Origin of the sequence: Deferribacter abyssi (assembly GCF_049472655.1) — a bacterium.
GTDB classification, from domain to species: Bacteria; Chrysiogenota; Deferribacteres; order Deferribacterales; family Deferribacteraceae; genus Deferribacter; species Deferribacter abyssi.
This window is the reverse complement of sequence record NZ_JAQNCS010000010.1, coordinates 59,903-85,393: the sequence shown is the minus strand read 5'-3', so window position 1 is coordinate 85,393 and position 25,491 is coordinate 59,903. Positions and strand designations below refer to the sequence as shown.

The 25,491-nt window shown below is 34.9% G+C and carries 39 protein-coding genes and 1 tRNA gene; 12 read left to right on the top strand and 28 right to left on the bottom strand.

The genetic code is table 11. The features are described from left to right. Positions 1-464, top strand: a 464-nt coding sequence (locus OWK30_RS07385; protein WP_423325085.1) for a transposase, incomplete at its 5' end; no start/stop codon positions are given. Between the two features lie 141 nt (positions 465-605). Here the strand turns inward: OWK30_RS07385 and OWK30_RS07380 are convergent. The 15 genes from OWK30_RS07380 to OWK30_RS07310 form a co-directional block, all read right to left on the bottom strand. Continuing rightward, a complete protein-coding gene (locus OWK30_RS07380) occupies positions 606-728 on the bottom strand; it encodes a BRO-N domain-containing protein (protein ID WP_423325083.1) in 123 nt (40 codons plus the stop codon). A 105-nt stretch (positions 729-833) separates the two neighbouring features. Beyond that, entirely contained in the window at positions 834-1,070 is a 237-nt protein-coding gene (locus tag OWK30_RS07375; protein ID WP_423325081.1) for a helix-turn-helix domain-containing protein, read from the bottom strand. Between the two features lie 2 nt (positions 1,071-1,072). Further along, the gene (locus tag OWK30_RS07370) at positions 1,073-1,951 is read right to left on the bottom strand and encodes an SAP domain-containing protein (RefSeq protein ID WP_423325079.1); all 879 of its coding nucleotides are present in this window, start codon (positions 1,949-1,951) and stop codon (positions 1,073-1,075) included. A gap of 117 nt (positions 1,952-2,068) precedes the next feature. Next, positions 2,069-2,260: a hypothetical protein gene (locus OWK30_RS07365; protein ID WP_423325077.1), complete on the bottom strand. Its 192-nt coding sequence runs from the start codon at positions 2,258-2,260 to the stop codon at positions 2,069-2,071. Further along, complete coding sequence (locus OWK30_RS07360; RefSeq protein ID WP_423325075.1) at positions 2,254-4,068, bottom strand: terminase gpA endonuclease subunit; 1,815 nt, start codon at positions 4,066-4,068, stop codon at positions 2,254-2,256. Before OWK30_RS07360 ends, OWK30_RS07365 begins: the two co-directional genes overlap by 7 nt. Further along, positions 4,055-4,777: a hypothetical protein gene (locus tag OWK30_RS07355; protein WP_423325073.1), complete on the bottom strand. Its 723-nt coding sequence runs from the start codon at positions 4,775-4,777 to the stop codon at positions 4,055-4,057. Before OWK30_RS07355 ends, OWK30_RS07360 begins: the two co-directional genes overlap by 14 nt. After that, positions 4,767-5,018 carry a hypothetical protein gene (locus OWK30_RS07350; RefSeq protein WP_423325071.1) on the bottom strand — a complete coding sequence of 84 codons (252 nt, stop codon included), beginning with the start codon at positions 5,016-5,018 and terminating at the stop codon, positions 4,767-4,769. Before OWK30_RS07350 ends, OWK30_RS07355 begins: the two co-directional genes overlap by 11 nt. Continuing rightward, a complete protein-coding gene (locus tag OWK30_RS07345; protein ID WP_423325069.1) occupies positions 5,011-5,532 on the bottom strand; it encodes a hypothetical protein in 522 nt (173 codons plus the stop codon). Before OWK30_RS07345 ends, OWK30_RS07350 begins: the two co-directional genes overlap by 8 nt. A gap of 65 nt (positions 5,533-5,597) precedes the next feature. Then, on the bottom strand, positions 5,598-6,458 hold the full coding sequence (locus OWK30_RS07340) for a hypothetical protein (RefSeq protein ID WP_423325067.1): 861 nt from the start codon (positions 6,456-6,458) through the stop codon (positions 5,598-5,600). Next, positions 6,451-6,750 (bottom strand): hypothetical protein, encoded by a 300-nt coding sequence (locus tag OWK30_RS07335; protein ID WP_423325066.1) that lies wholly within the window; start codon positions 6,748-6,750, stop codon positions 6,451-6,453. Before OWK30_RS07335 ends, OWK30_RS07340 begins: the two co-directional genes overlap by 8 nt. Before the next feature lie 9 nt (positions 6,751-6,759). Then, entirely contained in the window at positions 6,760-7,137 is a 378-nt protein-coding gene (gene ssb / locus OWK30_RS07330; RefSeq protein ID WP_423325064.1) for a single-stranded DNA-binding protein, read from the bottom strand. Positions 7,138-7,147: 10 nt separating this feature from the next. Then, entirely contained in the window at positions 7,148-8,458 is a 1,311-nt protein-coding gene (locus tag OWK30_RS07325; protein WP_423325062.1) for a replicative DNA helicase, read from the bottom strand. Next, positions 8,458-9,279, bottom strand: a complete 822-nt coding sequence (locus tag OWK30_RS07320; RefSeq protein WP_423325060.1) for a hypothetical protein — start codon at positions 9,277-9,279, stop codon at positions 8,458-8,460. The genes OWK30_RS07325 and OWK30_RS07320 overlap by 1 nt, the downstream gene beginning before the upstream one ends. 9 nt (positions 9,280-9,288) lie before the next feature. Further along, a complete protein-coding gene (locus OWK30_RS07315; protein WP_423325058.1) occupies positions 9,289-9,510 on the bottom strand; it encodes a hypothetical protein in 222 nt (73 codons plus the stop codon). Positions 9,511-9,591: 81 nt separating this feature from the next. Next, the gene (locus OWK30_RS07310) at positions 9,592-10,044 is read right to left on the bottom strand and encodes a phage regulatory CII family protein (protein WP_423325056.1); all 453 of its coding nucleotides are present in this window, start codon (positions 10,042-10,044) and stop codon (positions 9,592-9,594) included. 87 nt (positions 10,045-10,131) lie between these two features. Between OWK30_RS07310 and OWK30_RS07305 the strand changes: the two genes are divergently transcribed. Continuing rightward, a complete protein-coding gene (locus OWK30_RS07305; protein ID WP_423325054.1) occupies positions 10,132-10,326 on the top strand; it encodes a hypothetical protein in 195 nt (64 codons plus the stop codon). Positions 10,327-10,344: 18 nt separating this feature from the next. Here OWK30_RS07305 and OWK30_RS07300 read toward each other — a convergent pair whose 3' ends face one another. Beyond that, on the bottom strand, positions 10,345-10,677 hold the full coding sequence (locus OWK30_RS07300; protein WP_423325052.1) for a hypothetical protein: 333 nt from the start codon (positions 10,675-10,677) through the stop codon (positions 10,345-10,347). 188 nt (positions 10,678-10,865) lie between these two features. Continuing rightward, the gene (locus tag OWK30_RS07295) at positions 10,866-11,099 is read right to left on the bottom strand and encodes a helix-turn-helix domain-containing protein (protein ID WP_423325050.1); all 234 of its coding nucleotides are present in this window, start codon (positions 11,097-11,099) and stop codon (positions 10,866-10,868) included. Between the two features lie 103 nt (positions 11,100-11,202). On the opposite strand from OWK30_RS07295, the gene OWK30_RS07290 reads away from it, so the two are divergent. From OWK30_RS07290 to OWK30_RS07280, 3 genes are read left to right on the top strand one after another with little or no spacing between them, the layout of a single operon-like run. Continuing rightward, the gene (locus OWK30_RS07290) at positions 11,203-11,772 is read left to right on the top strand and encodes a helix-turn-helix domain-containing protein (protein ID WP_423325048.1); all 570 of its coding nucleotides are present in this window, start codon (positions 11,203-11,205) and stop codon (positions 11,770-11,772) included. 12 nt (positions 11,773-11,784) lie between these two features. Then, the gene (locus OWK30_RS07285; RefSeq protein WP_423325046.1) at positions 11,785-12,024 is read left to right on the top strand and encodes a hypothetical protein; all 240 of its coding nucleotides are present in this window, start codon (positions 11,785-11,787) and stop codon (positions 12,022-12,024) included. Beyond that, positions 12,017-12,397 carry a hypothetical protein gene (locus tag OWK30_RS07280; protein ID WP_423325044.1) on the top strand — a complete coding sequence of 127 codons (381 nt, stop codon included), beginning with the start codon at positions 12,017-12,019 and terminating at the stop codon, positions 12,395-12,397. The genes OWK30_RS07285 and OWK30_RS07280 overlap by 8 nt, the downstream gene beginning before the upstream one ends. Before the next feature lie 365 nt (positions 12,398-12,762). Here the strand turns inward: OWK30_RS07280 and OWK30_RS07275 are convergent, their stop codons facing one another. From OWK30_RS07275 to OWK30_RS07260, 4 genes are all read right to left on the bottom strand, one after another. Then, positions 12,763-13,101, bottom strand: coding sequence for a zinc-ribbon domain-containing protein (locus tag OWK30_RS07275; RefSeq protein ID WP_423325042.1), 339 nt, complete (start codon positions 13,099-13,101; stop codon positions 12,763-12,765). A 16-nt stretch (positions 13,102-13,117) separates the two neighbouring features. Continuing rightward, complete coding sequence (locus OWK30_RS07270; RefSeq protein ID WP_423325040.1) at positions 13,118-13,378, bottom strand: hypothetical protein; 261 nt, start codon at positions 13,376-13,378, stop codon at positions 13,118-13,120. Positions 13,379-13,466: 88 nt separating this feature from the next. Next, positions 13,467-14,411 carry a hypothetical protein gene (locus OWK30_RS07265; RefSeq protein ID WP_423325038.1) on the bottom strand — a complete coding sequence of 315 codons (945 nt, stop codon included), beginning with the start codon at positions 14,409-14,411 and terminating at the stop codon, positions 13,467-13,469. 205 nt (positions 14,412-14,616) lie between these two features. Next, positions 14,617-15,171, bottom strand: coding sequence for a hypothetical protein (locus OWK30_RS07260; RefSeq protein ID WP_423325037.1), 555 nt, complete (start codon positions 15,169-15,171; stop codon positions 14,617-14,619). A gap of 167 nt (positions 15,172-15,338) precedes the next feature. On the opposite strand from OWK30_RS07260, the gene OWK30_RS07255 reads away from it, so the two are divergent. The 7 genes from OWK30_RS07255 (at position 15,339) to OWK30_RS07225 (ending at position 18,717) form a co-directional block, all read left to right on the top strand. Continuing rightward, entirely contained in the window at positions 15,339-15,524 is a 186-nt protein-coding gene (locus OWK30_RS07255) for a hypothetical protein (protein ID WP_423325036.1), read from the top strand. A gap of 231 nt (positions 15,525-15,755) precedes the next feature. Further along, positions 15,756-16,307 carry a hypothetical protein gene (locus OWK30_RS07250; RefSeq protein ID WP_423325035.1) on the top strand — a complete coding sequence of 184 codons (552 nt, stop codon included), beginning with the start codon at positions 15,756-15,758 and terminating at the stop codon, positions 16,305-16,307. A gap of 9 nt (positions 16,308-16,316) precedes the next feature. Further along, on the top strand, positions 16,317-16,730 hold the full coding sequence (locus OWK30_RS07245) for a hypothetical protein (RefSeq protein ID WP_423325033.1): 414 nt from the start codon (positions 16,317-16,319) through the stop codon (positions 16,728-16,730). Positions 16,731-16,753: 23 nt separating this feature from the next. Continuing rightward, a complete protein-coding gene (locus OWK30_RS07240; RefSeq protein ID WP_423325031.1) occupies positions 16,754-16,984 on the top strand; it encodes a hypothetical protein in 231 nt (76 codons plus the stop codon). 3 nt (positions 16,985-16,987) lie between these two features. After that, the gene (locus OWK30_RS07235) at positions 16,988-17,224 is read left to right on the top strand and encodes a hypothetical protein (protein WP_423325029.1); all 237 of its coding nucleotides are present in this window, start codon (positions 16,988-16,990) and stop codon (positions 17,222-17,224) included. Positions 17,225-17,228: 4 nt separating this feature from the next. Continuing rightward, entirely contained in the window at positions 17,229-17,522 is a 294-nt protein-coding gene (locus OWK30_RS07230; RefSeq protein WP_423325027.1) for a hypothetical protein, read from the top strand. Between the two features lies 1 nt (position 17,523). Then, positions 17,524-18,717, top strand: a complete 1,194-nt coding sequence (locus OWK30_RS07225) for an Arm DNA-binding domain-containing protein (RefSeq protein ID WP_423325025.1) — start codon at positions 17,524-17,526, stop codon at positions 18,715-18,717. Here the strand turns inward: OWK30_RS07225 and OWK30_RS07220 are convergent. From OWK30_RS07220 to galU, 7 genes are all read right to left on the bottom strand, one after another. Beyond that, positions 18,715-18,786 (bottom strand) — tRNA-Val (locus tag OWK30_RS07220). The genes OWK30_RS07225 and OWK30_RS07220 overlap by 3 nt on opposite strands. Positions 18,787-18,816: 30 nt before the next feature. Continuing rightward, on the bottom strand, positions 18,817-20,499 hold the full coding sequence (locus OWK30_RS07215) for a chemotaxis protein CheW (protein ID WP_423325023.1): 1,683 nt from the start codon (positions 20,497-20,499) through the stop codon (positions 18,817-18,819). An 8-nt stretch (positions 20,500-20,507) separates the two neighbouring features. After that, positions 20,508-21,392: a P-loop NTPase gene (locus OWK30_RS07210; protein WP_423325021.1), complete on the bottom strand. Its 885-nt coding sequence runs from the start codon at positions 21,390-21,392 to the stop codon at positions 20,508-20,510. Between the two features lie 4 nt (positions 21,393-21,396). Next, entirely contained in the window at positions 21,397-21,807 is a 411-nt protein-coding gene (locus OWK30_RS07205; RefSeq protein WP_423325091.1) for a DUF2062 domain-containing protein, read from the bottom strand. Between the two features lie 47 nt (positions 21,808-21,854). Next, the gene (gene lon, locus OWK30_RS07200) at positions 21,855-24,188 is read right to left on the bottom strand and encodes an endopeptidase La (RefSeq protein ID WP_423325019.1); all 2,334 of its coding nucleotides are present in this window, start codon (positions 24,186-24,188) and stop codon (positions 21,855-21,857) included. After that, on the bottom strand, positions 24,188-24,607 hold the full coding sequence (locus OWK30_RS07195) for an Hsp20/alpha crystallin family protein (RefSeq protein ID WP_423325017.1): 420 nt from the start codon (positions 24,605-24,607) through the stop codon (positions 24,188-24,190). The genes lon and OWK30_RS07195 overlap by 1 nt, the downstream gene beginning before the upstream one ends. A gap of 10 nt (positions 24,608-24,617) precedes the next feature. After that, on the bottom strand, positions 24,618-25,484 hold the full coding sequence (gene galU, locus OWK30_RS07190) for a UTP--glucose-1-phosphate uridylyltransferase GalU (protein ID WP_423325015.1): 867 nt from the start codon (positions 25,482-25,484) through the stop codon (positions 24,618-24,620). Between the last annotated feature and the right edge of the window lie 7 nt (positions 25,485-25,491).

The following is a 25,491-nucleotide window of genomic DNA, read 5'->3' as shown; positions in this document are numbered from 1 at the left end:
TAAAGAAGGGGGATAAATCATACTATGGTTATAAGGCACATGTAGCGAGTGATAGTGTCAACGGATTTATTTTAGGAGTGGAGGTTACAGGAGCTAATGTTCATGAGTCAAGATATTTAGAGCCATTGATAAAAAATTTACAAGAGAAAGGTTACATAGTTACTTCTGTATTTGGAGACAAAGCATATAGTAGCAAGAGAAATCGTGAAATGTTAAAATCAAATGATATAGAGGATTTTATAATGCATAAAAAGGTGAAGGGTAGAGATTTAACGGAATTACAAAAAGATTTAAACAAATTTTGCAAACGAGTTAGGTATAAGATAGAGCGTAGTTTTGGAACATTAAAAAGCAATTATGGTTTGAATAGGTCGAGATATTTAGGTATTCGCAAGGTATTATATGAATTTCTGATGAAATCGATATGTTTTAATGTGGTAAAGGCAATTAGATTGTGTGTTTAACGGTAGAATTGCGTCCAAAAATGGGAGAATTGATGATTTTAGGGTCAAATTTGGAGGGTTTTAGAGAGGCAATAGTCAAAATTATGTAAAAATTGAGTAAAAAAATGACAAAATTAACCAAACAAAGAGAACTTTGAAGTGCTAACCAACTTGTGCAATGTCCTTCTCACATATATCCTTTGCCACGAACCAAAAATTCCCATTTTGGTCAACAATTCTTATCTGTCCAAATTCTGGATTATTAAAAAGAACTACATTAGACATAAACAACCTCCTGAAAAAGTATATTTCAGGAGGCTAATATAATAATTAATGATAAATGTCAAGGGTTAAAATAATGATATATGATATTAGGCGATATTCAACATACTAATTTATTATCTCTTTTAATAATTTTCCTAATTCTTTATATTTTTCCAATTCTTTTTTTAGTTTAACGTTTTCAACAAACAGTTCGATTGCTTTTTTTGTTTGATTACTCAGCTTACCAGATGATACAGCATTTCGTAACGATTGCTCAGAAATACCAATCCTTTCCGCCAACTCCTTTTGCGTAATCCCCAGCTCCTTACAAACTTTTTTTACTATATTTTCTTTATCGTTCATCATTACCCCTCAATTATTTTTTCTAATTCTTTAATTTTTTCATTAACTTTATTTGTTATATAGTTGTATTCTGAACTGTCATAAACACCCTTCCAGATCGCATATTTATAAAAAGGGTGAAAATCCTTTATAAGTTCTTCAACTGTATTAAGATAAAAATCAAAAATTTTTATTACTTCACTGCATATATCTCGCGTAATTTCATAATGCTTCGGTATTTTAATATCAACATTAGCATCCAAAATTCTCTGTATAAGTTCGTTTTTCTTTCCTGAAACTTTTAAATTATTGGCTTTACATATCTCTTTTAAATCGTTTACCAGAAGGCTTGATAGATATTCTTCTTTAGTGCACTTTATTTCTTTTATAAAATCAGTATTTTTCAAAACATCATACCATTCAGAATGTTCATCAAATTCAATAACATTATCATCATCTTCTTCACAGAAATAAAATAAGTCATCTAACATATCGGTATGTAATTTTTCAGCCCATTCTAAATCCTTACTAAAATGATTTTTTAACCTTTGAAAACATTCAACTACTGATTCTACTTCAAACAATAAGTCATAATAAGGGAAAAACTCATTAAATTCTTCAATACTTTTAATTTTTATCTCGTCATATCTTAAACCTTCTTTTATTTCTTTATAGTCAGAAATATCACGAATTCTAATAGGATTATTAATATTATATTTAGGAAATCTAAAATTACCTTTAGATGTGTAAAATGCACTTTCATCAAAACCTGTAAAATTTTTTGTTTTATAAGTATTACTGCGAGTTACTTTATTTGTTGGCTTGTTAGTACTATCTGTTATTTTTTCTAATACAAAATAGATAATTATTAATACTACTATAAAAATTATAAACCAACTCATCGTTAGCTCCTTAAAATTCACAAACATTGACTCTTATTATTAAAATTTATATAATAATGCTTCAACTCTTGCTTTTATTCAACCCATTTTCAACTCATAATCTGAAATCAAAATATTTCACTTCCTCTCTGCAATCATCTTCCTTCTCCACTTCTCAATCAACACCGTATCCGACTCCCACACTCCATCCACCTTTTTAGCAGGAAACCCGTCCTCTTTTATCCATTTCAGCACCGTCGCCTCGCTTCTGCCCACATATTGCCTGATAGCCTTCATACCCACAAGAATTGTTGTTTTAGTCTTTACCATCTACGCCTCCTCTGATTTTTAATATGTTTAAATTTTTTAATATCATCCTGTTTCTGTTCTTCCTGTGGTGCCTGCTCATACCTGATGCCGAGCAGATCCGCAGCCACAAGGTTTAAAACTTCACAGTCCCAGTAATGATTCGCTTTTCCGCCAACGCACTTCCAGAGTCCTGTTTGCTCATCCTTCACTTCCGCCACCATTTGCTTTGCATAATCCTCACCGATTTCAGAATGCACATGAAAAGCTCCAGGATCTCCAGGAGCAATCTGCAACTTCACAGAAAGCATATCTTTGTAATAAAGCGTATTCACAACCAAAAGCTGCGCACCACCGGGAATCGGCTTGTTTGTGCCCGGATAAACATCTATTTTGCTAAACCTGAAAGGCTGGACCATGCTTCTATGAGAAGATCCCTTCGTAGCAATGGCCTGAGGATAAAACCTGCAAAAATCATACACCGCCGCCGTATTATGCCCACCGGAGTCAATCAAAGCGATATTCACCACATATTTTTGGCCATTTACATCCTCATACACATCCTCAAAAAAGACCTTAGCAAGCCCGTCCAGAGTCGTCACAAAACCTTCCCTGATAAGCCAGCTTTCCAAATCCCTGCCAAATCCCCACGCTCTGATAGAGTAAAACCATCCGTCATCTTGAGTATCTGCAGCAGCCGTAATGGCGGCAATAGGCACACTCGGCACGAGTCCTCTCGGCCTATCATCCCGCAAGTCGTAAATAATTTTCTCTTCCCGCTCTGCCTGTTCCTCTTCATAAGGCTCTGCCTTGTATTGCGTCACAAAAGCACGCATCTTGGTTTTATCCTGATGAGCCTTTAAAAACGCTGCAGCAACTTCAGAAAGAGACACAAAAGGTGAATACCACGCAGGCAAATGAAAACCCACCGCCACAGGTCTATCCACAGGCTCGTCAGCCACCCATTTGCCATTTCTCACGGCTCTATCTCTGTCAATATCGTTCCAGATGGCACCGCAATGTTTGCACTCATACCATGCCAGTTTCTCCCGGCGAATCACCCTCGGATCTCTCACATCACTTGGCCACTTTATCTGCTCAAACTCCATCAGCTGAAATTCACCACAAGATGGACACGGCACATAATACCGCCTCACTTCATCGGCCACTTCCGTCATGAGCTTGTAAATAAACCCGCTTTTGATGGTAGGAGTGGACATGTAAATAATTTTCGAATTGTAGGGAAACGTCTTTGTCCTCATCTCACCAAGTGTAATAGGATCGCCCTCCCCTGGAAGATTTTGTGGATATTTATCTGTCTCATCAAAAAACATATATCTCACAGATTCGCTGGCAAGCTCACTGGCAGAAGTAGCCCATGAAATCATCAAATCAGCACCGTTTCTAAAGCGGTAATGATACTTTGCCTTATCCGCCTTTTTATCGGTCATCTTTTCTGCAATTTTGTTAGTGGCCAGAAACATCGGCAAAAACCTTTTCTTACTCATTCTCTCAGCGGTTTTCTCGGTGCTGAGCACATACATTGCGCTTCCAGGGTCTTCATCTATGCTGTAAAGCAGACTGTTAAACGCCACTTGTGTCTTACCAGTCTGCGGAGCAAACATCAAAATTATCTGCCTGATATAAGGTACATTGAAACAGTCCATCGGCTCTTTGAGATAAGGCGTTGTGATATTTCTCCACTTACCTTTCATAGAGCCAGTGGTAACCACACGGTATTTTTCAGCCCACTCAGAAACTGTTAATCCTGATCTGGGCTTAAAAACTTCCTTTTCACCTTCGGTAAACTGCACGGCTTCAAGCGTTTTCAACTTCTGCACTCTCCACTCTGCTTTCAACATACCTTGCCAAAATCTCATCAATTCTGCCCAACACATATTGAATAGCATCAGGCGTTTTTTTCGTATCACCGTTCACAATGGCCACAATTTCAGGCACATCCTTGTAAGCAAAATTCTGCAAATCCGACTTAAAAATGGATGCTCTCGCAGCCAGAGCATGCTCAAACTCATCTCTCCTCACATACTCGCCACGCTTTATTTCCTCTTCCATCTGAAGCATACGCTTTTTCACTTCCATAATCTCTATCTCATGCTTTAATTTCAGCTCCTGCAATTTTTCAGGATCCTCTCCACCGCCGTCATATCTCACCAGATAGGTTTCAGCATATTTAAGCACATCCTGCTTTCTAAAATGTCCCTCTTTGTTTCTCCTGAGCCTTCCCGCTTTAATATCGTTGTAAACTTTGGTTTTGCTGACTTTCCACCCTTCCTCATTCAAAAAACTGACCACTTCAATGGCATTTTCAAACACCTGATCTTCCGGAAAATAGCTGTTCCACAGCTCCTTCACATATTCGCTTAACGCACTTTTGGCAGCTTTCCACAAGTCCACTGCCTCGGTTGTAGAATCGCTGTCCAGTCTCTCCAGAGCCTCACGCTCCTTTCTGACCAAAATCTCAAGCCTCTGCCTATCCTCCCCCTCAACCACTTCAAAAAGCTGGTCGATTTTAGTCCTCATAGTAGCCCCTTGCTTCATTCTTGGCGATGACAATACGTTTGGCCTTTCTAAAAGTATAATTGTCGAAATTTTGACGAATAAGTGTTTCTACAGCATGTAATATATCGCACGCCTCAACACATCTCTCCAAATCATCCTTTGCCTTTACAAACTCCATCACTTCTTCAATGATTTTCATCGCCTGCCTGCCAGCAGTCTCCTGTATTGCCACCTTTGGAAAATGCCACCTCACTCTACCCATGCTTAACCTCCAGGCCTTCAAAATACCCACGCCAGTAGTAAACGATCTTTTTATCGCATCCCACCAATTCAGCTATTTTGTAAGGATTAACCCCAAGTCCTAAAAAAAGAGCAATCAAATAAATCTGCCTGAAACTCAATTTCTTGGCAGAAAGCACTGTCTTCGATGTAGCAAAATAAAATTTCCCGCAATATGGACACTTCATTTTTTTGTTTTCCCAAAATCTTTGCACGCTTTTCTCCGGCACAAGCTTCCCACAAATCGGACACCTTGCCCCTTCTGGATAAAAAATCTCCAGCAAATATTTCCTGCATTTCCCCTCATCGAGAAAATTCACATCAAACTCACTCACAACCACACCCGGCTTAAATGTTCTTTTTGCAATCCTTGCTCCAGTTTGATTTTCACCATTGCCAATTTCCTTTTTTTCCATATCTACCCATTCGTGCCTATCTCCTAATAAGTCATCTATCCCTTTCTCCATCTTTTCTTTCTTATCAACAACTTTCATCATTCCACTTCTCCTCTCTCCAAAAAAACTCCGAACCCCCGAGGTTTACATTACCCTACTCGCTGGGTTTATCGGAAGGACCCACGATTCCTTTTTCTCTTTGCCAGGTATAAATAATTTTTCCAAAGTTTTGCTTGGAACTCTTCCTTATCAATCAATCTATTAGCAAGCTCGTCTATGTCAAAAATCTTTTTATATACAGCCTTACTCACAAACAGTAATACAGGTTTAATTTCAAAACCGTGTATGCCTGTCTTTTCATAGATACCTGGATGTAGATGACTTTTAAATCTTCCACCACGGCTTAATGTGTGCTTCGTGATGATAAAGTATGCTTTGCCTTTATAAGTCATATATTTAGGAGCATTTTTACCTTTACCGTACTTAACTAATTTTTTCTTTTCTACCTTGCTCCGTCTGTAATCAGTCATATTTGCCGCATATCCAGCTTTCCAATGTAATCTGAGATAAGACATGAGTTTGGTATAAAAGCCAGCAGAAAAATTGCCGTATTGATCCTTTGGCATATATTTTCCCATCACAACCCGCTCATGCTTGCCTATTATTCCAAAATGCTGTAAGGCCAACTCGAAACGCTTTTCAGGTCTTTCCCCGCCTGTGAAATGATGGCCGTAAACATCGATAAACCTACTACCTTTTCCCAATGAATCATCTCTTAAAGCAATACTCCCTTGAAGTTTTGTATCAGAAGCTTTTTCCACCCGAAAAGCCCTTCTTAAAAAAGACATTCTCGGTCTATCAAATCTCTTAGCCATCGCTTCAACGAGTGTTCCTTCTTTCTTTCTGGTTCCCTTAAGTTCGAATAGTGTATCATTGATTGTGTTTCTAATCGCCTTACGGACATTTTTACTGTCAAGAAAATTTAAAAGCTCCGGAATGCCTTCCGTTTTTATTTTCATCTCAAACATCATCTGCTCCTATTTGAACTCCAGCAATCATTCCATTGAAAGCACCTTCTATCTGCTCAATCACTTCAAAACAAATTTTATCCTCAAGTACTCCAGCAAAACTCTTTAGACTCTCATCAAAAGCTTCAAACATACGCACAATATCCTCATCATTTTCCAGCCCACGCTTTGCAATTACCTGTTTTGCTTCATGCCTGATTTTCAAGTAAACATGAGCTGCACCGCCAAGATGCCTGTTAAACTCATCCAGCAGCTCCTTCAACCTTTTCAAAATTTTCTCTTTCATTTCCATTATTTACTCCTAAAATGGGACATCTTCTGTGTTTTCTTCTTCCACCATATCAGGCTCATCTTGAGATTTTTTCTCCAGAAACCTGATTTTCTGTAAAATAACTTCATGCTTTTGGAATTTATGACCATTTTTTTCCCATCTGTGATAAGCCAGCTTGCCTTCAATGTAGAGCAATTTCCCTTTCTTGACATACTGCTCCACAATTTCACCCATCTTGCCAAACGATTTCACATCGATAAAACAGGTTTGCTCAACCGACTCATCCCCTTTTTTGTAACGATCACTCATTGCAAAGCCAAACTCAGTTACAGCAACAGAGTTTCCCGGAGTGTAAAATGTCTTTGCATCCCTTGTTGCTCTGCCAATGCCGATAAATTTATTCACCATAGCTCACCTCCTAAAATCCCACATCATCTGTATCTTCTTCAGGCTCAGGCACCACCTGGCCATCGATTGTTACACTTACAAGCCTTTTGTCCTGCTCTTTGAAATAAAGCGTGGTTTTCTCATCAGTAAGCTTGTTTTTTGCGATATTTACTTCGAGAATGTCTTTATATTTGGAATTTTTGTTGTAATACTCATCCCGGTATAAGAGCATTATCACATCCGCATCTTCTTCAAGATTTCCGGTTTCTTTCAGATCCGAAAGCAAAGGCCTTTTTTCTTGTCTGTGCTCCACGCTCCTGTTTATCTGGCTGAGCAGAAAAACAGGCATTTTAAGCTCTTTTGACATGGATTTTATTTCACGAATCGACTTATTGAGCTGGATCCTCAGCTGGTCCTTCTCATCTTCCGGAATAATATGGCTGAGCTGGTCAATAAACACACAGTCAAAATCCTCTCTGTATGCTTCAACGTAGTATCTCAGCTGCTTTGCCGTAAATTTTCTCCAGGCAAACTTAATGGGCAGTTTTTCAAACTCTCTTACCGCTTCATCAAGCTCTGCTTTCGCATATTTCGTTTTATAAAGCCCTCTCAAATCCATCCCCATCAAAAGAGCTATATTCTTTTTCATTACGGCTTCATTCGGATCCTCAAGAGGACAGTAAAGCACCCTGCATCCGTTCCTTGCCAGTTGGATTGCTAACCTCAGACTGAAAGTAGTTTTTCCCATGTGAGGCCTGCCAGCTACGATATAAAGCCCTGACTGAATACCAAGAAAGAGAGAATCTATACTATAAATACCGGTTTTATATCCGATAATTTGGCCAGCCCTGATTTTGTGAATCTGCTCAAGAATTTCATCTTTTACATCTGAAAATTTAAACACAAAATCCTGTGCTTCTGATGTTGCAATATCTCTCAAGTACCCCACAACTTTGGTTAATTTATCCTCAAGCTCATCAGGTAATATCTCTTTCGCCCTATCAAGAGCTTCCTGGAACCGCCTGTAATTTGCATATTTTTTGACAATCTTTGCATATTCTTTGATTTGTATTCCAGTAGCCAAAATGTCCGATACGGAAGCTATATAATCGAGATATTTGTTTTCTGTTTTTTCATTTACCGTAACAATATCAATTGCTTTACCTTCGGCCTTCAAGCTTAGACAGGCCTTGAAAACTTCTCTTGCAGAAGGATTGTAAAAATCAGAAGGTGAAAGATATCCGTAAATCTTGAGTAAAGATTTAGGCTCAACCAAGATACTTGCAATCACAGCATCCTCGGCTACCTGGTCAAATACTCTGTTTTTGGTTTTTACGGACATTATCCGAGCACCCTGATTTTAATTTCCTGCTCTTGCTTTTTCCTTCTGGCTGATTCGTAAAGCTCTTCAACTGGAGTATCGAAATCTTCTTTTTTTAGGAAGTTAACGAGTTGTTTTGTCTTAGTTCCGGTTCGCTTACAATCTATGAGATAATACCTGATATGGTCCTTGATGGTTTCAATGTCGTGTTTTTTGAGTAGTTTTTTAAATTCTTTATAAGCTTCTTTTTTACTGCCAGGTAAAGTTTCTACTGCATTTTTTCTATATCCAGCCCATATTTTTTCAAATTCTTCGTCGTATTTTTCTTTTTTTGATTCTCCCTTAGAAATTTTCTTTTCAAGACTTACAACCTTCGAACTTTCGTTCGAAGTATATATATTATTATTTATTATATTATTATATTTCTTTTCTTTCTTATAGGTGTGTTCACAATCTGTTCTCAAACTGTTCACAACCTCTTGGTTTGTAGACTGGAATTTATCGTAGTTACAAATAGTTATTACTGTTTTCGAACTGTTCACAACCTCAACGGTTATCATATCGTTTTTCTTAAGCCAGTCTAAAATTTTTGAAATCATTGACGGTGAAGGTTTCTTAAAAACGCCTCGCTCATACCATCCTACATCTTCTGCAATTTTTCTCAAAGTTGTCAAAATTTGACCTCTCTTAATCACAGTTGAGCTTCCATCTTTTGCTGGCACTTCTATGTCCTCGTAATTAGCGCTGTATTTCAGATACTGCCAAACCTTGTAATACAATGGTGGCATTTGCCAAATTTGACTTTCAATCTCTTGTCTCCAATCCTTAATCCACCCTTCCATGACATCCTCCTATATTCCAAGTGCTTTTGATAGCTTTGCTATAGATTTTTCATATTCATCCGGTGATAAATTTGGTGGTAGGAGCGATTTGTATAACTCGTAATCTTTGTATGTGAATTTTGCTCCTCGTTTCCTTAACTCCCTGATTCTATCTACCAAAAAATCAATAAAAGTCGGTTCTTGCGCCAGACTTTCTGTTTTTGGACACAAAAATATTGACGAAATTTTCATCGCATTGCTCCTTAATTGTCACTCTCAAAATTTCAGCGGATATTTACATCTCCGCCCCTCTGTTATAAATTCTATCTATCGCTAATCCTCAAGGGATACTCGCAACCTCATCAACGCTTCGATTGCCTCATCCACTTCATCTATTAGGTGCAATTTTTCGGTTCTGGTAAGCTTGCCATCTTCAATAGCTTCGGCCACACCATTTATCACATCAGCATTTTCTTTCATAATCTCAGCTGTGAGTTTGGCCACTTTTGACAATTTCCCTGATTTGTCTTCAGGAAGCTCTACAACAATACAGTTCGTATAGCCTGCAAGCCTTCTTAGTGTATTAACAGGCTTCACGAGCTTCCAAACGCCAAAAATGACACCTGCACTTGGCAATCCATGTCCGATAGTGTAATCTTGGATAGTTCTCGGAGTTACTCCTAAATAATCCGCCAGATCTTCTTTAGAAAAGCCTTTCTCTCTTGCTTCCTGGAATAAACTGCAGGCAATTTCAGAAGCAAAATACTTATGCCCAACCTTACACATCACATCCCCCTTTTATTGATTGCACTCCGCCCACCTGCTATAATGTATATATGGTCAGCAGCAAAAATTTTATGGAGGTGAGCGGAGATGTTATCAGAAGAACTGAAAACAAAACTAAAGCAACGTGTCAAAAATAGCAAAATGGACAGCTTTGGTTTTGCCTGGGAATTAACAAAACTATACGCTGGTTCAGCAAATGCGGATGCCAAAGAAATTGCACCCTTATTTGCTGAATTATACACATTATTTGAAGAAGGAAAACTGCTAAACGAAAACAAATAAGGCGGTAAGACACCGCCTCTATTTAATAATATCGGCATCACGAATACTAACCTCTTCTTTTATCCAATATTTAAAAATCGCTATTTTTATTGTTTTCTCTGAAAAATTGTTTTCTTTTAAAATATTAATCATATCCAAGCATTCTCTTCCTCTCTCTGTAAAAACATCTTGCTTTTTATTCCAATCTAATTTTTGACCATTATCTTGCTCTTTTAAATTTTCATAGAACTTCTTAATTTCTTTAATTATTGTATCTTTATCAGCACCACAAAGAGCCAAGTTTGTTATCATGTCAAAACACTCTTTTCCTTTTTCAGTGTGAAAAGACAGAAGCTTTACATCTTCTTTCATCAGTGCACCTCGCAATTCTTCGTATTTTTAACCATCTTTACGATGGAAAAATGGCTTAAATAGCTTATCTTAATAACCAGATAATAAAAAAGCCTCGGCGCTGGGGAGATCTTATGGGAGGTTCCTTGAAAAAAATGCGCCGAGGCAATGGGAGGATGTATGTATATACCTACAGGAAGGATGGCCATTTACCGCTCCACCGTGGTTAACTCAGAACTATCTGTAAAAAATAAAGCCAGTTCCTCAAGAGAAATTTTTAAACCAAGCTCATTAAGCGCCATCTTCATTTTTAACAAAACAGCAAGTGGAACTTTTCTTTCCTTATGGAGATACATAGACAATGTGGATTCTTTAACTCCCATCAAAGATGCCAACTCTTTTTGTTTAATATTCGCCTCACGTAATTTCTTTTTCAGATCCACAAAACACCTCTCTCAAAAAATATACACGTATCGTGAAATAAATCAAGATTTATTTCAAACAAAGTGAATTTACATTTTGTGAACATAATGATAGTTTTAAATTATGTTTAATGAAAAACTGAAAAACGCTATCAAATTTAGAAATTTAACACAGAAAAAGATTGCTGATATTTTAGAAATAAGTCCTTCAAGATTAGCTAATTATATCAGTGGATTAAGAGAACCTGATATAGAAACAATAAAAAAACTTGCAAAAGCCTTAAACGTACCTGTAAGTTATTTTTTTGATGAAATTCAATTAGAAGACGCAGAATATATAAAAAAATATACTGAATTAAAACCACCTTTTAAAAAGAAAATCAATGAGTTTATATTGTCTTTCCACAAGCTCTCTTACCAGGAAACACCAGAGAATATTTTTGGAAGTTATAAAAAAGTATCGACAGAAGCCGATCTGGCTGGGAAATATCCAAGACACTCCACAAAAAGAGCTTTTTACTATCTTTACAGACTAAAAGATATTTATTTCAAAGATAAAAAAGTGGCAGAATCCGCAAAATCAATTGAGCGTATCCTCACCAACACTGACATCCTTGATAGATACATTACCCGCCAAATCACCGATGAAGAACTCTGGACTCTCCTCTACGAACAACTTACACATTACTTTTAAAAGGAGGATAACATGAAATGTCCTTATTGCAGCTCTGAAAATATATCCAAACCAAAAGCTGTTGGAGTAAAAACTCTGGTCAATACCGATGATGAATTTGAGTTTATAAAAACAACAGGTTTAGCACCAGCCAGATGGGAAGATATGTATATTCCGCTGAATATGTATACTTGCAATGACTGCAAAAACGTATTTTTTACAGCCTTAGATTTATCTGTAAATCCAATATTCCGGGAGCCAGAGGATGAATAAAGCTAAAAAACTTTATGACCATCCAATGCTAAAACAGATAGAAGAAATTGTTGAAGAAAAAGTTAAAAAATATTATATTAAAAGCAAGAATGGTGATAACACAATGGCTAATTCCGGAGAATATTTCGAAAAATACATCGACACCAGGTTTAAGCACATAGAAGATGATATTTCTGAAATCAAATCCGATATTAAAGAGATAAAATCAGAATTTAAGGAGATAAAATCTGAATTTAAAGATTTGAAAAAATTTAATATCGTAATGTTTGCTACTCTGGTTTCCTTAATTTTTGCAGGATTTGCCTTAGTTATAGGCGTGATGACTTACCATATGAATTCCATATCAACAATCTTACAAGCTATAATCAAATAAAAAAGCCCCAGCTTTTTGTGGGGCCCTCCGCTCATACGGAACACCTCCTAAAGGAAATTGCACAAGCTGGTTAACACTTCAAAATTCTCTTTGTCTTGTTAATTTTGCCATTTTTTTACTCAATTTTTACATAATTTTGACTATTTTCTCTTTAAAATCTTCCAAATTTGACCCTAAAATCATCAATTCTCCCATTTTTGGACGCAATTCCACTGTTAAACACACAATCTAATTGCCTTTACCACATTAAATATTTCCAAACAAATGTTTTACAATCACTTTATCTATTAAATTTTTACTCATGCTTTCCCCTCTCACAATATTATATATAACCAACTATTTTTTAGAATTAATTAAAATATTTATCAGTATCTTGGCCCAAACAGCAGACCACCCAGTCCAAAAAACGCACCTATCAATCCAAAAATAACAGCAACAATAATCATAGCAGGAATAGAAGCCAAAGCCCATTTAACCATAAGACCTATAATATCGTAAAATCCTAAATCTATATCCTTTATAGTTACATTTTTATCTTTTATTGATTTTGATATAGAAGAAAGCTTTTTCTCAAATATTTCCAACTTTTCTAATATCTGATTTAAACTTACCTCTCCACCTAACTTATCAAATTCAAAACCACAATTCTCACAAACTTCCTTATTTTCTTTGTTTTCTGTGCCACATTCAGGACAAAATTTCATCACATCCTCCCGTTAACTATTCTTTCCTCATAAGGTTTAATATAATCACAATAATCCAAAATAATTGCCAAACATTAGAAATTAATGAAGCTGTTGCAAAAACAGCCAAACTCATATTATTTATAAAAAGCAAAACAACTGACAATACAAATGTAACTAACAAAGAAACTAATGCAGTAAAATATAAAGTCAAAAAATTTCCCCATTCTTTTTTCAAATATTTTTTAACAAACCGTCTGTCTTTTATACTAAAAATAACTGTTATAATAGTCGCCATAAAACCAAGGATAGTAAAACTAAAAGTTGATGCTACTAAAGAAAAATTATTAAAAGAATCTGTCTTAACAAGTAGCTTTACAATATACTTATTCAGTGGCGGTATTAAAAGAAATATTATCCCAGGAAACAGCTGAAAAATTATCAAAAAAACTTTGTAAGCTTTCGTCTCTTTCATAATTTTTATCCCTTTTAAATTCAATTAATTTAACCTGCAATTCCCTATTATTATTAATTTTAAAATTAAAAGTATCAAAAATAAGTTTTTCTTTTGGATAATTAATATAATCATATACATAACCATTACCAATTATAAACAACTCATTTAATGTTTCATTAATATCATTCTTTGCTTTAAAAACAAACTTTTTAACACCAAAATTTTCACCTTCATCTAAAATATTATCAACTATGTTACTAAAACTATATTTAATATTTTTCCTGTTTTTAGGTTTAATAATTATTTCTAATCCATCTACTTCTTGATCAGTAAAACCCAACGTTTGAGCAAGTCCTTTAAAAACCTTATGTTGAGGATTGACCTCAAATACAGTCTTACCTATATACCCAAATCTTAATGCCTCATTTTTAGTAACTTTAGTAGGCATAGGTTTTAATACAAATTCATATTCATTAACTCCAACTAACTTAAGCAAGTATTCTATAAAATAAGATAAAATAGAATCTTTTGGGCCAGACATTGTAGAGGCAAGTCCACAAAAACAATCCCCAAAATAAATAAAAGAAGTAAAACCAAGCTTTTCATTTTCCCTTAATAAATTATAAATATCTTGAATATCCAAATTATTTGAATCAATTTTTTTTATAATTTCATCTTTTCTTGTTCTTAAAAAAAGATAAAAATTATTCGCATCTCTCAGCAAATAAATATTATCATCAATATATTTAATTTTATTTTTTAAATTAATGTTTTTTGATTTTACAAATGAATCAACAAAATTTCTAATATCAACTTTTAACTCTCTACCGCTTTCTTTTTCTCTAAGGTAATAATAGTAATATATAATCTTCATCACATCCTCCCTTTACCATTTAGTTAAAATTTTAGCATATACAAAATTATCCCCGCAACCCAAATTTACCTAAAAATTCACCCAACTTGTAAACGGATGACACTTATATCACACTTTGTGAAAATATATATTGACATATCACAATTTGTGAACTATCTTATCCATAACACCACAAAGAAGGGAGCAACACATGGATAAAAACATCTTAAAAAGTCCTGCGGATATCCTGAAAGATTTTATCCACTCCAAACTCCCGCCTTATAGCCATATTGAGTTTATCAAAAAGAGCTCTGACAATCCTTTTCATTTCGCCCTTCTTGGTGTCTACGAACCCTTGTTTTTTGACCTCAGCAAAATGCTTAGCAATTGCATAGCAATAACCATCGCATATATTTACAATATTCTCAGGAAGGAAGACCCTATACCTGTGAAGGGAATTAGAGAGCTCGATAACGGCTCCCATTATAAGATCGCAATACTTACCTATATCAGACATTTCGACAGCATCGTCTCTAATCTCAGCATCCTCAAAAGAAGTAATATAAGGATGTCCTTTGGAGTATCTAATTATAGCCGTATAGATGAGGCCCGCTTTTTCTGCAATTTCTACAACTCCCTCAAAGCTTCTTTGATAGATGAACTCCTTATACCGCTCCTTTCTGAGATAGAGCTGCAATCTGGCAGCAATAACAGCAGCGGCAACACCGCCAGCAGCTGCAATAAAGGATGCAATAATACTAATAATGCCAACACCACTCATTCCGACTCGCCTCCTATCGAAATTAAAAACCACATTCAAAATTATAGCACAAAGGGAGGCGAGTCGGTCATTACTGATTTTTTACTCCAACAGGCAATGGCAATGTGCGAAGCATCAGAAGAATTGCGAAAATTAAAGAATGAAAACAACAATCAAAGGAGGCCATCATGTTTAAAGAACTTTTCAAGCTTGCAATCGATAGCAACAGCTCTCACGAATTTTGTGAAAAGGTTTTTAAAACGGGTTATATCGTAGCAGACGCAATCGATTATTTAGCCAAAGAAGGCTTTGATTCTTTGGAAGACTTTTATTGTTATGTGAAAGCAACCATTAGAGAAGAGGCAGCATCATGATTTACCTTGCATTTTGGTTAGGATTTCTTTCCGGAATGATAGGTGGAATCCTTCTTTTGCTTGTTTTGTTTCACTACAAAATATCGACCCGGAGGTAAACCATGCTCATCAAAGAAATTTACAATGGCCAAATCCACTACACCTGGTTCCTTACCAGAAAAAACGACCCAAAAGTAAAAAAATACGCCCGTCTTTTAAAAAAATCAGGAAGATTAAATTAAGGAGTCAATCATGCCAGCACACAATATTAGATGCCCATATTGCGATACGTTTTTTAAAAAACAACTAAGCTTCTTTGAAGAATTTTCAGAAATCTCATGTCCAAACTGTCATCTACCATTTGTTGTAAAAATCAGCATAACTTTCAAATACTTTTGTAATCCAGAATATATCAATTATTCCACCACAACAGATAAAACTACTTCAAACACAGATAATGCACCAAATCCAGAACCCAAAGATTTAGGCTCTATCCTCAAAAAAGTAATAGAAAAAACCTCAGACACCACAAAAAATGAAAACAAACCGTCCAAACAACCCAAATCCAAAGATGATACCACAATCACAATCTCTCCAGAAGTGGTAAAAACAATTAACCAATATGCCCAGGCAAACAATCTATCTATCTATAAGCTTCATCAACAACACTTTCAAAATATCCCGCGGACAACTCTTTATGATATTTTTAAAAACTGTAAAGGCAAAGAATCTTATGTGAAAAAGATTTTAGCATTCTACCGAGAAATCACACCTATAGGACAAATAAAGGAAGCAAACTCATAAGAGGATAAAATGACAAAACGGATGAAAGTCTACGTAAGCCTTGAACTCGCGTACGGAATCTTAAAGGCCTTATCAAACCATTTTGGTAAGCTCAAAAACACCGTATCCCTGATAAACAATGCCAGCAATCTTGTAGAAAAGAGACTTCTATCCAAACAAATCGAAATATGCCGAAAAAAATTATTACAGTTGGATCCACCAATTGGCAATGGGTTCGCTCAGCTAATGATTGTACTTGAGCTTCTATCTTTTGCCACTGTAATCCTCCAGGAAAGCAAACTCCCATACGAAAAACAAATCCTTAGAAGACTTAACCTTGCTCGTGGCCAGCTGGCAAATATCCTGATCCATGCAGACGAAGTATTTTTAAACCATGGCATCAAACAATGCGATGAGTATTTAAAGCAACTTAAATGTGTATAGAGGGAAAAAATTGGAGGTATAAGATGATAGCAAAAATTGATGAATATGGTAAATTATATCTTGAAAGGGCTGGAAAGCTAAAATCCCAATTTTGCCCATTTGTATCAACCCCAGAAAATATGACCGTGGAATGCGGAGACTGGTGTCCTTTCTTTGAAGAACCAATCAAAGTACCCGATAACAAAGTCACTGCCATCTTCACCTGCAAACGCACAATCTATGTCAATAAACTAATAGACGAAAGACAGGAGTGAGCCATGACCGTAAAAGACATCGTCATAAAATATCTAAAAGAAAACGGTTACGATGGACTCTTTGACGAAGTTCTCGAATGCGGATGCAGAATAGGTGATTTGATGCCATGCTACAATCCCCAGAATTGCTCCCCAGGGAGAATAAAAGATTGTAAAAAATGTGACAAATACATCAATGATAAGTATGGATGTTTAGAAGGTTATAATTTTTGCATACAAGAAATAGGAGTGCAGGAGTGAGCCTATGCCAATAGAAGTCTACAGTAAAACTATAATCACCGATGACGGTGTGATAGCTGTAGTTGACGCCACTGCTGAGGTTAAAAGTTTAAAAGAAAAGGTTGCTTCTATGTACAAAGATGATGCTTTGCTTACAATAGAAGAGGTTAGACAGCTTTTAAAGCTTGCAACCAAAGATGCAGTCCAGCAAAAATTAAAGCAAGGATTTTTCCCACCAAATACCTATGTAAAGAAAAACGGAATGGCCACAAGGTTTAAGAAAAAAGCTCTTTATAAATTTTTAGGTCTGGAGTATTGATATGCCCATGGGCGTATATGCAAGGAACGGAATACTCTGGCTGAATTTTACTTACAAAGGCATCAGATGTTATGAGTCTTTAGGCATCACCGACACAAAGACCAACCGCAAATATGCTGAAAGATTACTCTCGGAAATAAAAAACAAAATAGCCCTGGACATTTTCAATTATGCTGATTATTTCCCGGAATCAAAAAGATTAGAGCTGTTCGGATTTAAGAAGTCCCAACCCAAAAAACTTTACGAAGTGGCCAATGAATTTACAGCTTCAAAAGAAAATAAATATAAAGCAGGATTGCTCTCTTATAGCACAATAAAAAATACTAAAAAAGAGCTCAAAGATTTTATTGCTCACTTTGGCCAATATCAGATAGATAAAATCAAACCAATCGATATAGAGCAATGGATCACTGAGTTTGCTCAAGGCCGAAAACCAAAAACAGTAAATAATGCTATTTCTACCATAAAACTTTTATTCAAGTATGCCGAAGCAAAAGAATATATTTCAAACAATCCAACAGTGCACATAAAACACTTAAAACAGCCCAAACCAGATATTGAGCCTTTTACAAGAGAGGAAATGATCACAATTCTTGAATACTTCAAAAAACAATACCCTCACCTTTACCCGTTACTTGCATTTCTTTTCTTTACAGGTTGCAGAACTGGCGAAGCATTGGCAGCTAAATGGGAAAACCTTGATACAAACAACTGGACCTACTACATCAAAGAAAGTTTCAGTAACCACCGCCTATCAGGAACAAAAACAATTTACTCCACACGTGTAATAGATATTATTCCACTATTACAGGAAATTTTAAAATCACATAAAGCTGCAACTTTTATGAAATCAGAGTTTATGTTCCTCAATAAAGACGGCAAACCTTATACAAGTTCAAAAAGCATAGTGCAATATTACTGGCGCCCTGCACTTAAGCGCTTAGGTATCAGATACAGACAACTTTACCAGACCAGACACACCTATGCCGTTCTATCTCTCATCGCAGGAGAAAACCCTCATTATGTGGCCAAACAAATGGGACATTCAAATATGCAAATGCTCTTTCAAAGGTACGCCCGTTATATTGAAAATTTCAGACCAGAAACTTCAAGATTTGCAAATTTCGTTACAATTTCGTTACACTCGAAAAATCAAAACTCACAACTTATTGATATAAAAGATAAATCAAAATAGGCGCGGGCGGGATTGAACCGCCGACTCCTGCGACGTCAACGCAGTGCTCTCCCACTGAGCTACGCGCCTATATGCACTATTAATAGCTAAAAAAAACTGCTAATTCAACCCAAAATCACTTAACAATTTATCTACCTCTTCCTGACTCACATTAAACTGTTCACCTTGCATCTGTTTTACTTTCATATATCCTAGAATAGCACCAAACTTAGCACCGATTTCTTCAGTATAATTTATAACCTTTCTTATTTTCTGTTCTGTAATATCCTGAAACTCAAGAGAATTTAACATTTCAAATCCCATGTTATCAAGCTCAGATAATCTTTTTTCAATAATTTCAATTTGGGAAAGTGCGGAATTCTTATCAGCACTATAAATATTCTTCTCCAAATCATTTAAGTCATCCTCTATAGATTTGTAAACCGATAGCATTTTCTCAACATTGTTCATCAGATCAAATGCAGCATTTTCAGCCCTTTCGGTTACATCACCAAGAGAATCTTTGACAGAGGGTATCTTTTTAAACGAATCATCTACTGTAGGTTCTACTACATCCAACCTTCTCTTAGTTTCCACAAGTAATTTTAACAACTCGCCTATTTCACCTTTTATATCTATATCAAGTTCTGCAGTCTCACCATTAATGATTTTCTCAGCTATAGTTTTTAGCTCTTCTAAAGAATCTCTTTCAATTACTATTGGATCTGAATTTACAGAAACTGATTTCTTCTCTACATAATCATTAGACTCAATAGCAACATAATTTTTACTATCATCTTCATCATTTAATTTTTTTTTTTCTTTTCTTCTTTTTATTAACTCTTCTGTTTCTTTTTCTCTTTTGGCTAATTCTTTCGCAATCAATGCATCAAGGTCATCTTGAGAGATATGTTCTTCTTCATTACCCAACACTTCTTCACTTTGTTTTAAAGCATCCTCTAGAACCTCTTGAGCATCAGGTAATCTTGTTTTTCTCTTTTTAATCAGCTCTTCAGTTTCCTTCTCGCGCTTAGCTAACTCCTGTGCAATCAAAACATCTATATCATCAAGATCTTTTGTCTGCTGAGATGTAACTTCCGCTTCTGACTTATCTGAACCCATATCCATACCAGCCATATTTTCACTCATATGATATAATTCTGTTTCTTTCTCCTGTTGTTCAATCACCTCTTCTACGTTCATATCTACCTTATTAGTATTTATAACATCCTCATCAACTTCCCTATCCGATTCAATTAACTGAGAAGAATCTATAGTATCAGACTTAGCTAAAAACCTTTTCTTTAAATCACTATCGTCATATTTCCCTTCTCCAAAAATAACTCTATCAATATCAAGTAATATTATCAGTCGCTCATTATACTTACAAATACCTAGAATATATTCTTGTCCAACAGACCCTACTAAAGGTGGAGTAGGTTCCACAATACTTTTCGTAATCCTCATAACTTCAGTAACTTCATCTACAACAAACCCAATACTTTCTTTTTCAAACGTTACTACAATAATCCTCGTATTCTTATCAAAATCACTTTTCTCAAGATTAAACCTAAGTCTTAAATCCACAACAGGAATCACCTTTCCCCTTAAGTTCATCACTCCAAGAACAAAATGATCCACCCTTGGTACAGATGTAATCTCAACCATTCTTATTATCTCTTGAACTTTTAATATATCTATAGCATACTCCTCATCACCAAGCTTAAAACCAACAAGCTGTATAATATCCTCTTCTTTTATAATATCTTCAAATTCATTTTGACTTACCTGTTCAGGACACATTTTACACCTCACAATTTTTTCAAAATATTATTTGCAATATCATCAATACACTCATTTATAAATTTTTCATCTGTGCTATTATAATAACATTCTAACCTTTTTAAACTTTCTGGTATACTTATATCATATGGTATAAATCCAAGCTTTTCAACTTTAATCCCAAGATATTTATTAGCCACATTCTCAAAACCATAAAAAACATTTAATTCCTTCTTAAATTTTAGCATATTTAAAATCAGTCCTACTTTATAACTATTTATTATATTCATAACACTAGGAATTGATTTAGAATCATAAACTTTTAGATCGTCAATTATATCAGTAATTTTCTTGTAATTCATACTTCTACTTCTTAATCGTTTTAATACTTTTTCTAGCAAAGGATTACCTTTCAAGCTTCTTTCAATCAAACGATATAAAGCGATTTTTATGAAACCATAAGAATTCTCAATAGATGTTGGTTCACTGTTCATAATAACAACTTTCTTCTCTGAATAATTAAAAAAATCCAACATATTATAGCTTGTACCAGCTCCCAAGTCCAATATAACATAATCAAAGTTCGTCCTCTTCAATTGATTAATAATTTTTAGTTTTTCATAATTTGATATATGTGCCATACCAAGTATATCGCTGGCGCCTCCAATAAACTTTACTCCAGCAGGAGAATCTATAATTATATCTTCCAAGCTATATTTTTCTTTTAAAAAGTTATAAATTCCTACCCCTGTAGTTTTTAAACCAACAAAATTGTGAAGATTAGCACCTCCCAAATCTCCATCAACCAACAAAACCTTTTTCCCTTTTTCTTTTAAGGAAACAGCAAGATTTGCAGAAAAAAAACTTTTGCCAACGCCACCTTTTCCACTAGCTACAGATATAATTTTAGCCATTTTATCATCTATTTTTATATTTTTTCACTATATAGAAAATAATTATATATACAATAAAAGCTGCAATTATTCCTACAACATGAGTTCCTACAAAAAAAGGTATAAAAACTTCTTTTACATTATTAAACATATCCTGAAAAGTCAAATGCTTCCAATCTATTGATATATTAACCTTTATATCGGTTAAAATTAATCCTACTTTATAACAAAAAGCATAAATAAACAAAACAGTGATCGGGTTAGTAATATAAGCACCTAAAATAACAGGATAGATAGGTAAATTAAAAATATAAGAAACAGCTATGCCCATGACAGTATGAAATCCAAAATAAGGGGAAAACCCTATAAATGTACCAATAGCGGCAGATAACGCAACTACATTAGCTGATCTATCTATTTCTAACAGCCTCTTAATTTTATCACGAAATCTAATATTTCCCTCTTAAAAAATCATTTATAATATCATTCTTCAACTGCAACTTTTAAAACATCATCAAACTTTTCCACAAATACCATTTTTAAAGATTTTCTTATATCTTTAGGCAACTCCACCAAATCTTTTTCATTTTTTTTAGGTAATATTACTGTTTTAATATTATGTCTTTTTGCCGCCAAAAGCTTTTCCTTTAACCCACCTATAGGTAACACTTTACCAGTAATAGTAATTTCACCTGTTAACGCAACATCTTTTTTAGCCTTTACTTCTTTAAACACAGAGTAAATAGCCGTAGCCATTGTTATACCAGCAGAAGGACCATCTTTTGGTATTGCACCAGCAGGTACATGAATATGTATATCATATTGATCAAATATTGCTTCATCTATTCCATGTATTGAAGCAATAGACCTAACGTAGGTCAAAGCTGCTCTTGCAGATTCTTTCATAACATCGCCCAACTGTCCTGTAAGAATAAGGTTGCCTTTACCTTTATACTTTGTACATTCAACAAACAGTATTTCTCCACCAAATGGAGTCCAGGCAAGCCCTGTTACTATACCGATTTCATTTTCTTTCAACTCATCTTCAGATAAATACCTGACTGGTCCGAGATATTTTTGTAAAACTGTTTCTGTAATTAGAAATTTTTCTTTTTTCCCCTCAGCATACTGTTTTGCAGCTTTCCTACAAACCTTTCCTATCAATCTTTCAAGATTTCTTAGGCCAGATTCTCTTGTATATCCAGAAATTATTTTATCTACAGCTACCCTCGTAAACTTAATCTGTTCTGGTTTTAATCCATTCTCAACAACTTGACGTGGGATTAAATATTTTTTAGCAATTTTTATTTTCTCTTCTTCTGTATAACCATGCAAATATATTATTTCCATTCTGTCTTTTAACGCTGGTGGAATAGGATCCAAATAATTAGCAGTTGTTATAAATAGTACTTTTGATAGATCAAATGGCACACCAATATAGTGATCCACAAAAGCGTAATTTTGTTCAGGATCCAAAACCTCAAGTAATGCAGAAGAAGGATCTCCTCTAAAATCCATTCCTATTTTATCTATTTCATCAAGCATAAAAACGGGATTATTCGTACCACAATTCTTTATACCTTGAATAATTTTACCTGGCATCGCCCCAATATAGGTCCTCCTATGCCCCCTTATCTCGGCCTCATCTCTCATTCCTCCAAGAGAGATTCTATAAAACTTCCTACCCATTGCTCTTGCAATAGATTTGCCTAATGAAGTCTTACCTACACCCGGAGGTCCTACAAAACAAAGTATAGGGCTTTTCATGTTAGGATTGAGTTTTCGAACAGCTAAAAATTCCAAAATTCTCTCTTTTACTTCCTTTAATCCATAATGATCCTCATCAAGTATTTGTTTTGCATGTTTTAAATCCAACTTATCTTTACTACTTTTGCTCCAAGGTAATTCCACAAGCCACTCTAGATAAGTTCTTACAACAGTTGCTTCAGCAGAATCGGGATGCATTTTTGACAATCTATCAAGTTGTTTTTCAGCCTCTTCTCTAACCTTTTTAGGCATCCTAGCTTTTTTGATACCCTTTTTAAACTCTTCTATTTCTTTTTGAAAATCATCTTCTTCACCAAGTTCTTTCCTGATAGCTTTTAGCTGTTCTTTTAAGAAATATTCACGTTGGCTCTTATCAATTTCTCCTTTTGCTTCATTTAGAATTTTTTGTTGAACCTCTAATATTGCAATCTCTCTATTTAAGAAATCGGAAACTTTTTTCAAACGTTCTACTGGATTTTGTATTTCTAAAACTTCTTGAGCTTCTTTTATTTTCAAACCAATATTAGCTACAATTACATCAGCAAGCTTTCCTGGATCATCTATACTATCAATAATAGCAAGTAAATCCGGAAGCATTGGTTTACCAAGATTAACAGCTCTCCCAATTTGTTCTTTCACATACCTAGTCAATGCTTCTACATTCAAATCTTTTTCTACTTCAATCTCACTTATGGGCTTAACTTTAACCTTAAAATAAGGCTCCTTTGCAATATACTCTTCTATTTTCCCTCTTTTTAACCCTTGAACGAGAATTTTAACTCTGCCATCAGGTAGCTTTAACATTCTTAAAATCATTGCAACACAGCCTACTTTGTAGATGTCATCCTCTTTTGGAGATTCAACCATTGCTTCTTTTTGAGCTGCTAAAAATATCAATCTATCTTTATTTAAAGCATCATCTATGGCTGCAATACTTGATTCTCTACCAACAAAGAGAGGTAAAACCATATAAGGAAATATAACGATATCCCTCAAAGGTAATAAAGGTAACTCTTCCGGAATATTTATTTCATGTTCTAAGTTTTCCATTATTCCTCCCTCTTCAATCTATTAATAATAATTTCTAAAACACCATCTTTTAATGCTGCCTTAACATTATCTTTATCAATATCTTCAGGTAAAGATATCGCTCGTCTAAAAGGGAAAAAATCCCTCTCCATACGAAAATATGTTACTTTTTTATTGTCATGTTTGATATCTGATTTATACCCCTCTAAAATCAGATTATTTTCATATAAATATACCTTAAAATCCTCAAGTCTAACACCAGGCAAATCCACCAAAACTCTAATTGCATCATCATAAACAAAAACATCCATGAGAGGGTAGTTACTTTCAAATAAAGACTTTTTACTTAAAACCCTATCTAACAACTCAAACATGTCATTTAGTTCTCTACTTAAAAAACCATGAATTAATTTAAACCTTGTCAAAGGATCATTGCTCATTTAAATTTCCTCATATGAACTTATTTTTTATTAGCTCTACCACATAATCTCTCAAATCATCTCTTTCTAATGCAAAATTAAGTGTTGCTTCTATATAACCCCTTACATTACCACAGTCAAATCTTTCACCTTTAAACTTATAACCATAAACAAAACCTTTTGTAGCTTCTGCCCTTATGGCATCCGTTAACTGTATTTCACCTAATGCCCCACATTCAATGTTCCCAATATTTTCCATTACTGAGGTCGTTAAAATATATCTACCAATAATTGCAAAGTTTGAAGGAGGATTTTTTTCAGGTTTCTCAATCATATCATTAAGCTTATAGAGCCTATCTTTTACTTCTTCTTCAATAGATACAATGCCGTATTTTGACGTATTTTCATACGCAACTTCCTGTAAAGCTATTACACTCCCTCCAACTTCATTATATTGCTCAACAAGCTGACCAATCACTGGTTCTTTACTTAAAATTACGTCATCTGGTAAAATTACTGCAAAAGGTTCATCCCCCACAATACTTTTAGCACAGTAAACTGCATCCCCCAGCCCATTCTGTTCCTTTTGTCTTACAGAAATAAACTCACAGCAATTAGCAAGGTACATAATCTTGTTCAGCTCTTCCTCTTTTCCAGTCCTATTCAAAGCTTGTTCAAGATCAACAAATCTATCAAAATGATCCTCAATAGACTTCTTATGCCTTGATGTAACAAATATTATAGTTTCAATACCAGAATTAACAGCCTCCTCCACTGCATACTGGATAAGTGGCTTATCAACAAGAGTAATCATTTCTTTAGGTATAGCTTTAGAAGCTGGTAACATCCTTGTCCCAAACCCTGCAACAGGTAATATTGCTTTTCTTATTTTCTTCATTTATTCC

Excerpts from the sequence above, each read along its gene's own strand:
- OWK30_RS07325 (WP_423325062.1), bottom strand. The coding sequence starts at position 8,458 with ATGTCCGTAAAAACCAAAAACAGAGTATTTGACCAGGTAGCCGAGGAT.
- OWK30_RS07310 (WP_423325056.1), bottom strand. The coding sequence starts at position 10,044 with ATGTGTAAGGTTGGGCATAAGTATTTTGCTTCTGAAATTGCCTGCAGT.
- OWK30_RS07365 (WP_423325077.1), bottom strand. The coding sequence starts at position 2,260 with ATGGTAAAGACTAAAACAACAATTCTTGTGGGTATGAAGGCTATCAGG.
- OWK30_RS07315 (WP_423325058.1), bottom strand. The coding sequence starts at position 9,510 with ATGAAAATTTCGTCAATATTTTTGTGTCCAAAAACAGAAAGTCTGGCG.
- OWK30_RS07280 (WP_423325044.1), top strand. The coding sequence starts at position 12,017 with ATGAATAAAGCTAAAAAACTTTATGACCATCCAATGCTAAAACAGATA.
- OWK30_RS07210 (WP_423325021.1), bottom strand. The coding sequence starts at position 21,392 with ATGGCTAAAATTATATCTGTAGCTAGTGGAAAAGGTGGCGTTGGCAAA.
- OWK30_RS07225 (WP_423325025.1), top strand. The coding sequence starts at position 17,524 with ATGCCCATGGGCGTATATGCAAGGAACGGAATACTCTGGCTGAATTTT.
- OWK30_RS07345 (WP_423325069.1), bottom strand. The coding sequence starts at position 5,532 with ATGATGAAAGTTGTTGATAAGAAAGAAAAGATGGAGAAAGGGATAGAT.
- OWK30_RS07270 (WP_423325040.1), bottom strand. The coding sequence starts at position 13,378 with ATGGCGACTATTATAACAGTTATTTTTAGTATAAAAGACAGACGGTTT.
- OWK30_RS07195 (WP_423325017.1), bottom strand. The coding sequence starts at position 24,607 with ATGAGCAATGATCCTTTGACAAGGTTTAAATTAATTCATGGTTTTTTA.
- OWK30_RS07300 (WP_423325052.1), bottom strand. The coding sequence starts at position 10,677 with ATGAAAGAAGATGTAAAGCTTCTGTCTTTTCACACTGAAAAAGGAAAA.
- OWK30_RS07305 (WP_423325054.1), top strand. The coding sequence starts at position 10,132 with ATGTTATCAGAAGAACTGAAAACAAAACTAAAGCAACGTGTCAAAAAT.
- OWK30_RS07230 (WP_423325027.1), top strand. The coding sequence starts at position 17,229 with ATGCCAATAGAAGTCTACAGTAAAACTATAATCACCGATGACGGTGTG.
- OWK30_RS07380 (WP_423325083.1), bottom strand. The coding sequence starts at position 728 with ATGTCTAATGTAGTTCTTTTTAATAATCCAGAATTTGGACAGATAAGA.
- OWK30_RS07255 (WP_423325036.1), top strand. The coding sequence starts at position 15,339 with ATGTTTAAAGAACTTTTCAAGCTTGCAATCGATAGCAACAGCTCTCAC.
- OWK30_RS07265 (WP_423325038.1), bottom strand. The coding sequence starts at position 14,411 with ATGAAGATTATATATTACTATTATTACCTTAGAGAAAAAGAAAGCGGT.
- OWK30_RS07235 (WP_423325029.1), top strand. The coding sequence starts at position 16,988 with ATGACCGTAAAAGACATCGTCATAAAATATCTAAAAGAAAACGGTTAC.
- OWK30_RS07260 (WP_423325037.1), bottom strand. The coding sequence starts at position 15,171 with ATGAGTGGTGTTGGCATTATTAGTATTATTGCATCCTTTATTGCAGCT.
- OWK30_RS07375 (WP_423325081.1), bottom strand. The coding sequence starts at position 1,070 with ATGAACGATAAAGAAAATATAGTAAAAAAAGTTTGTAAGGAGCTGGGG.
- OWK30_RS07370 (WP_423325079.1), bottom strand. The coding sequence starts at position 1,951 with ATGAGTTGGTTTATAATTTTTATAGTAGTATTAATAATTATCTATTTT.
- OWK30_RS07290 (WP_423325048.1), top strand. The coding sequence starts at position 11,203 with ATGTTTAATGAAAAACTGAAAAACGCTATCAAATTTAGAAATTTAACA.
- OWK30_RS07240 (WP_423325031.1), top strand. The coding sequence starts at position 16,754 with ATGATAGCAAAAATTGATGAATATGGTAAATTATATCTTGAAAGGGCT.
- OWK30_RS07340 (WP_423325067.1), bottom strand. The coding sequence starts at position 6,458 with ATGTTTGAGATGAAAATAAAAACGGAAGGCATTCCGGAGCTTTTAAAT.
- OWK30_RS07320 (WP_423325060.1), bottom strand. The coding sequence starts at position 9,279 with ATGGAAGGGTGGATTAAGGATTGGAGACAAGAGATTGAAAGTCAAATT.
- OWK30_RS07275 (WP_423325042.1), bottom strand. The coding sequence starts at position 13,101 with ATGAAATTTTGTCCTGAATGTGGCACAGAAAACAAAGAAAATAAGGAA.
- OWK30_RS07355 (WP_423325073.1), bottom strand. The coding sequence starts at position 4,777 with ATGAGGACTAAAATCGACCAGCTTTTTGAAGTGGTTGAGGGGGAGGAT.
- OWK30_RS07245 (WP_423325033.1), top strand. The coding sequence starts at position 16,317 with ATGACAAAACGGATGAAAGTCTACGTAAGCCTTGAACTCGCGTACGGA.
- lon (WP_423325019.1), bottom strand. The coding sequence starts at position 24,188 with ATGGAAAACTTAGAACATGAAATAAATATTCCGGAAGAGTTACCTTTA.
- OWK30_RS07250 (WP_423325035.1), top strand. The coding sequence starts at position 15,756 with ATGCCAGCACACAATATTAGATGCCCATATTGCGATACGTTTTTTAAA.
- galU (WP_423325015.1), bottom strand. The coding sequence starts at position 25,484 with ATGAAGAAAATAAGAAAAGCAATATTACCTGTTGCAGGGTTTGGGACA.
- OWK30_RS07350 (WP_423325071.1), bottom strand. The coding sequence starts at position 5,018 with ATGGGTAGAGTGAGGTGGCATTTTCCAAAGGTGGCAATACAGGAGACT.
- OWK30_RS07285 (WP_423325046.1), top strand. The coding sequence starts at position 11,785 with ATGAAATGTCCTTATTGCAGCTCTGAAAATATATCCAAACCAAAAGCT.
- OWK30_RS07215 (WP_423325023.1), bottom strand. The coding sequence starts at position 20,499 with ATGTGTCCTGAACAGGTAAGTCAAAATGAATTTGAAGATATTATAAAA.
- OWK30_RS07335 (WP_423325066.1), bottom strand. The coding sequence starts at position 6,750 with ATGGAAATGAAAGAGAAAATTTTGAAAAGGTTGAAGGAGCTGCTGGAT.
- ssb (WP_423325064.1), bottom strand. The coding sequence starts at position 7,137 with ATGGTGAATAAATTTATCGGCATTGGCAGAGCAACAAGGGATGCAAAG.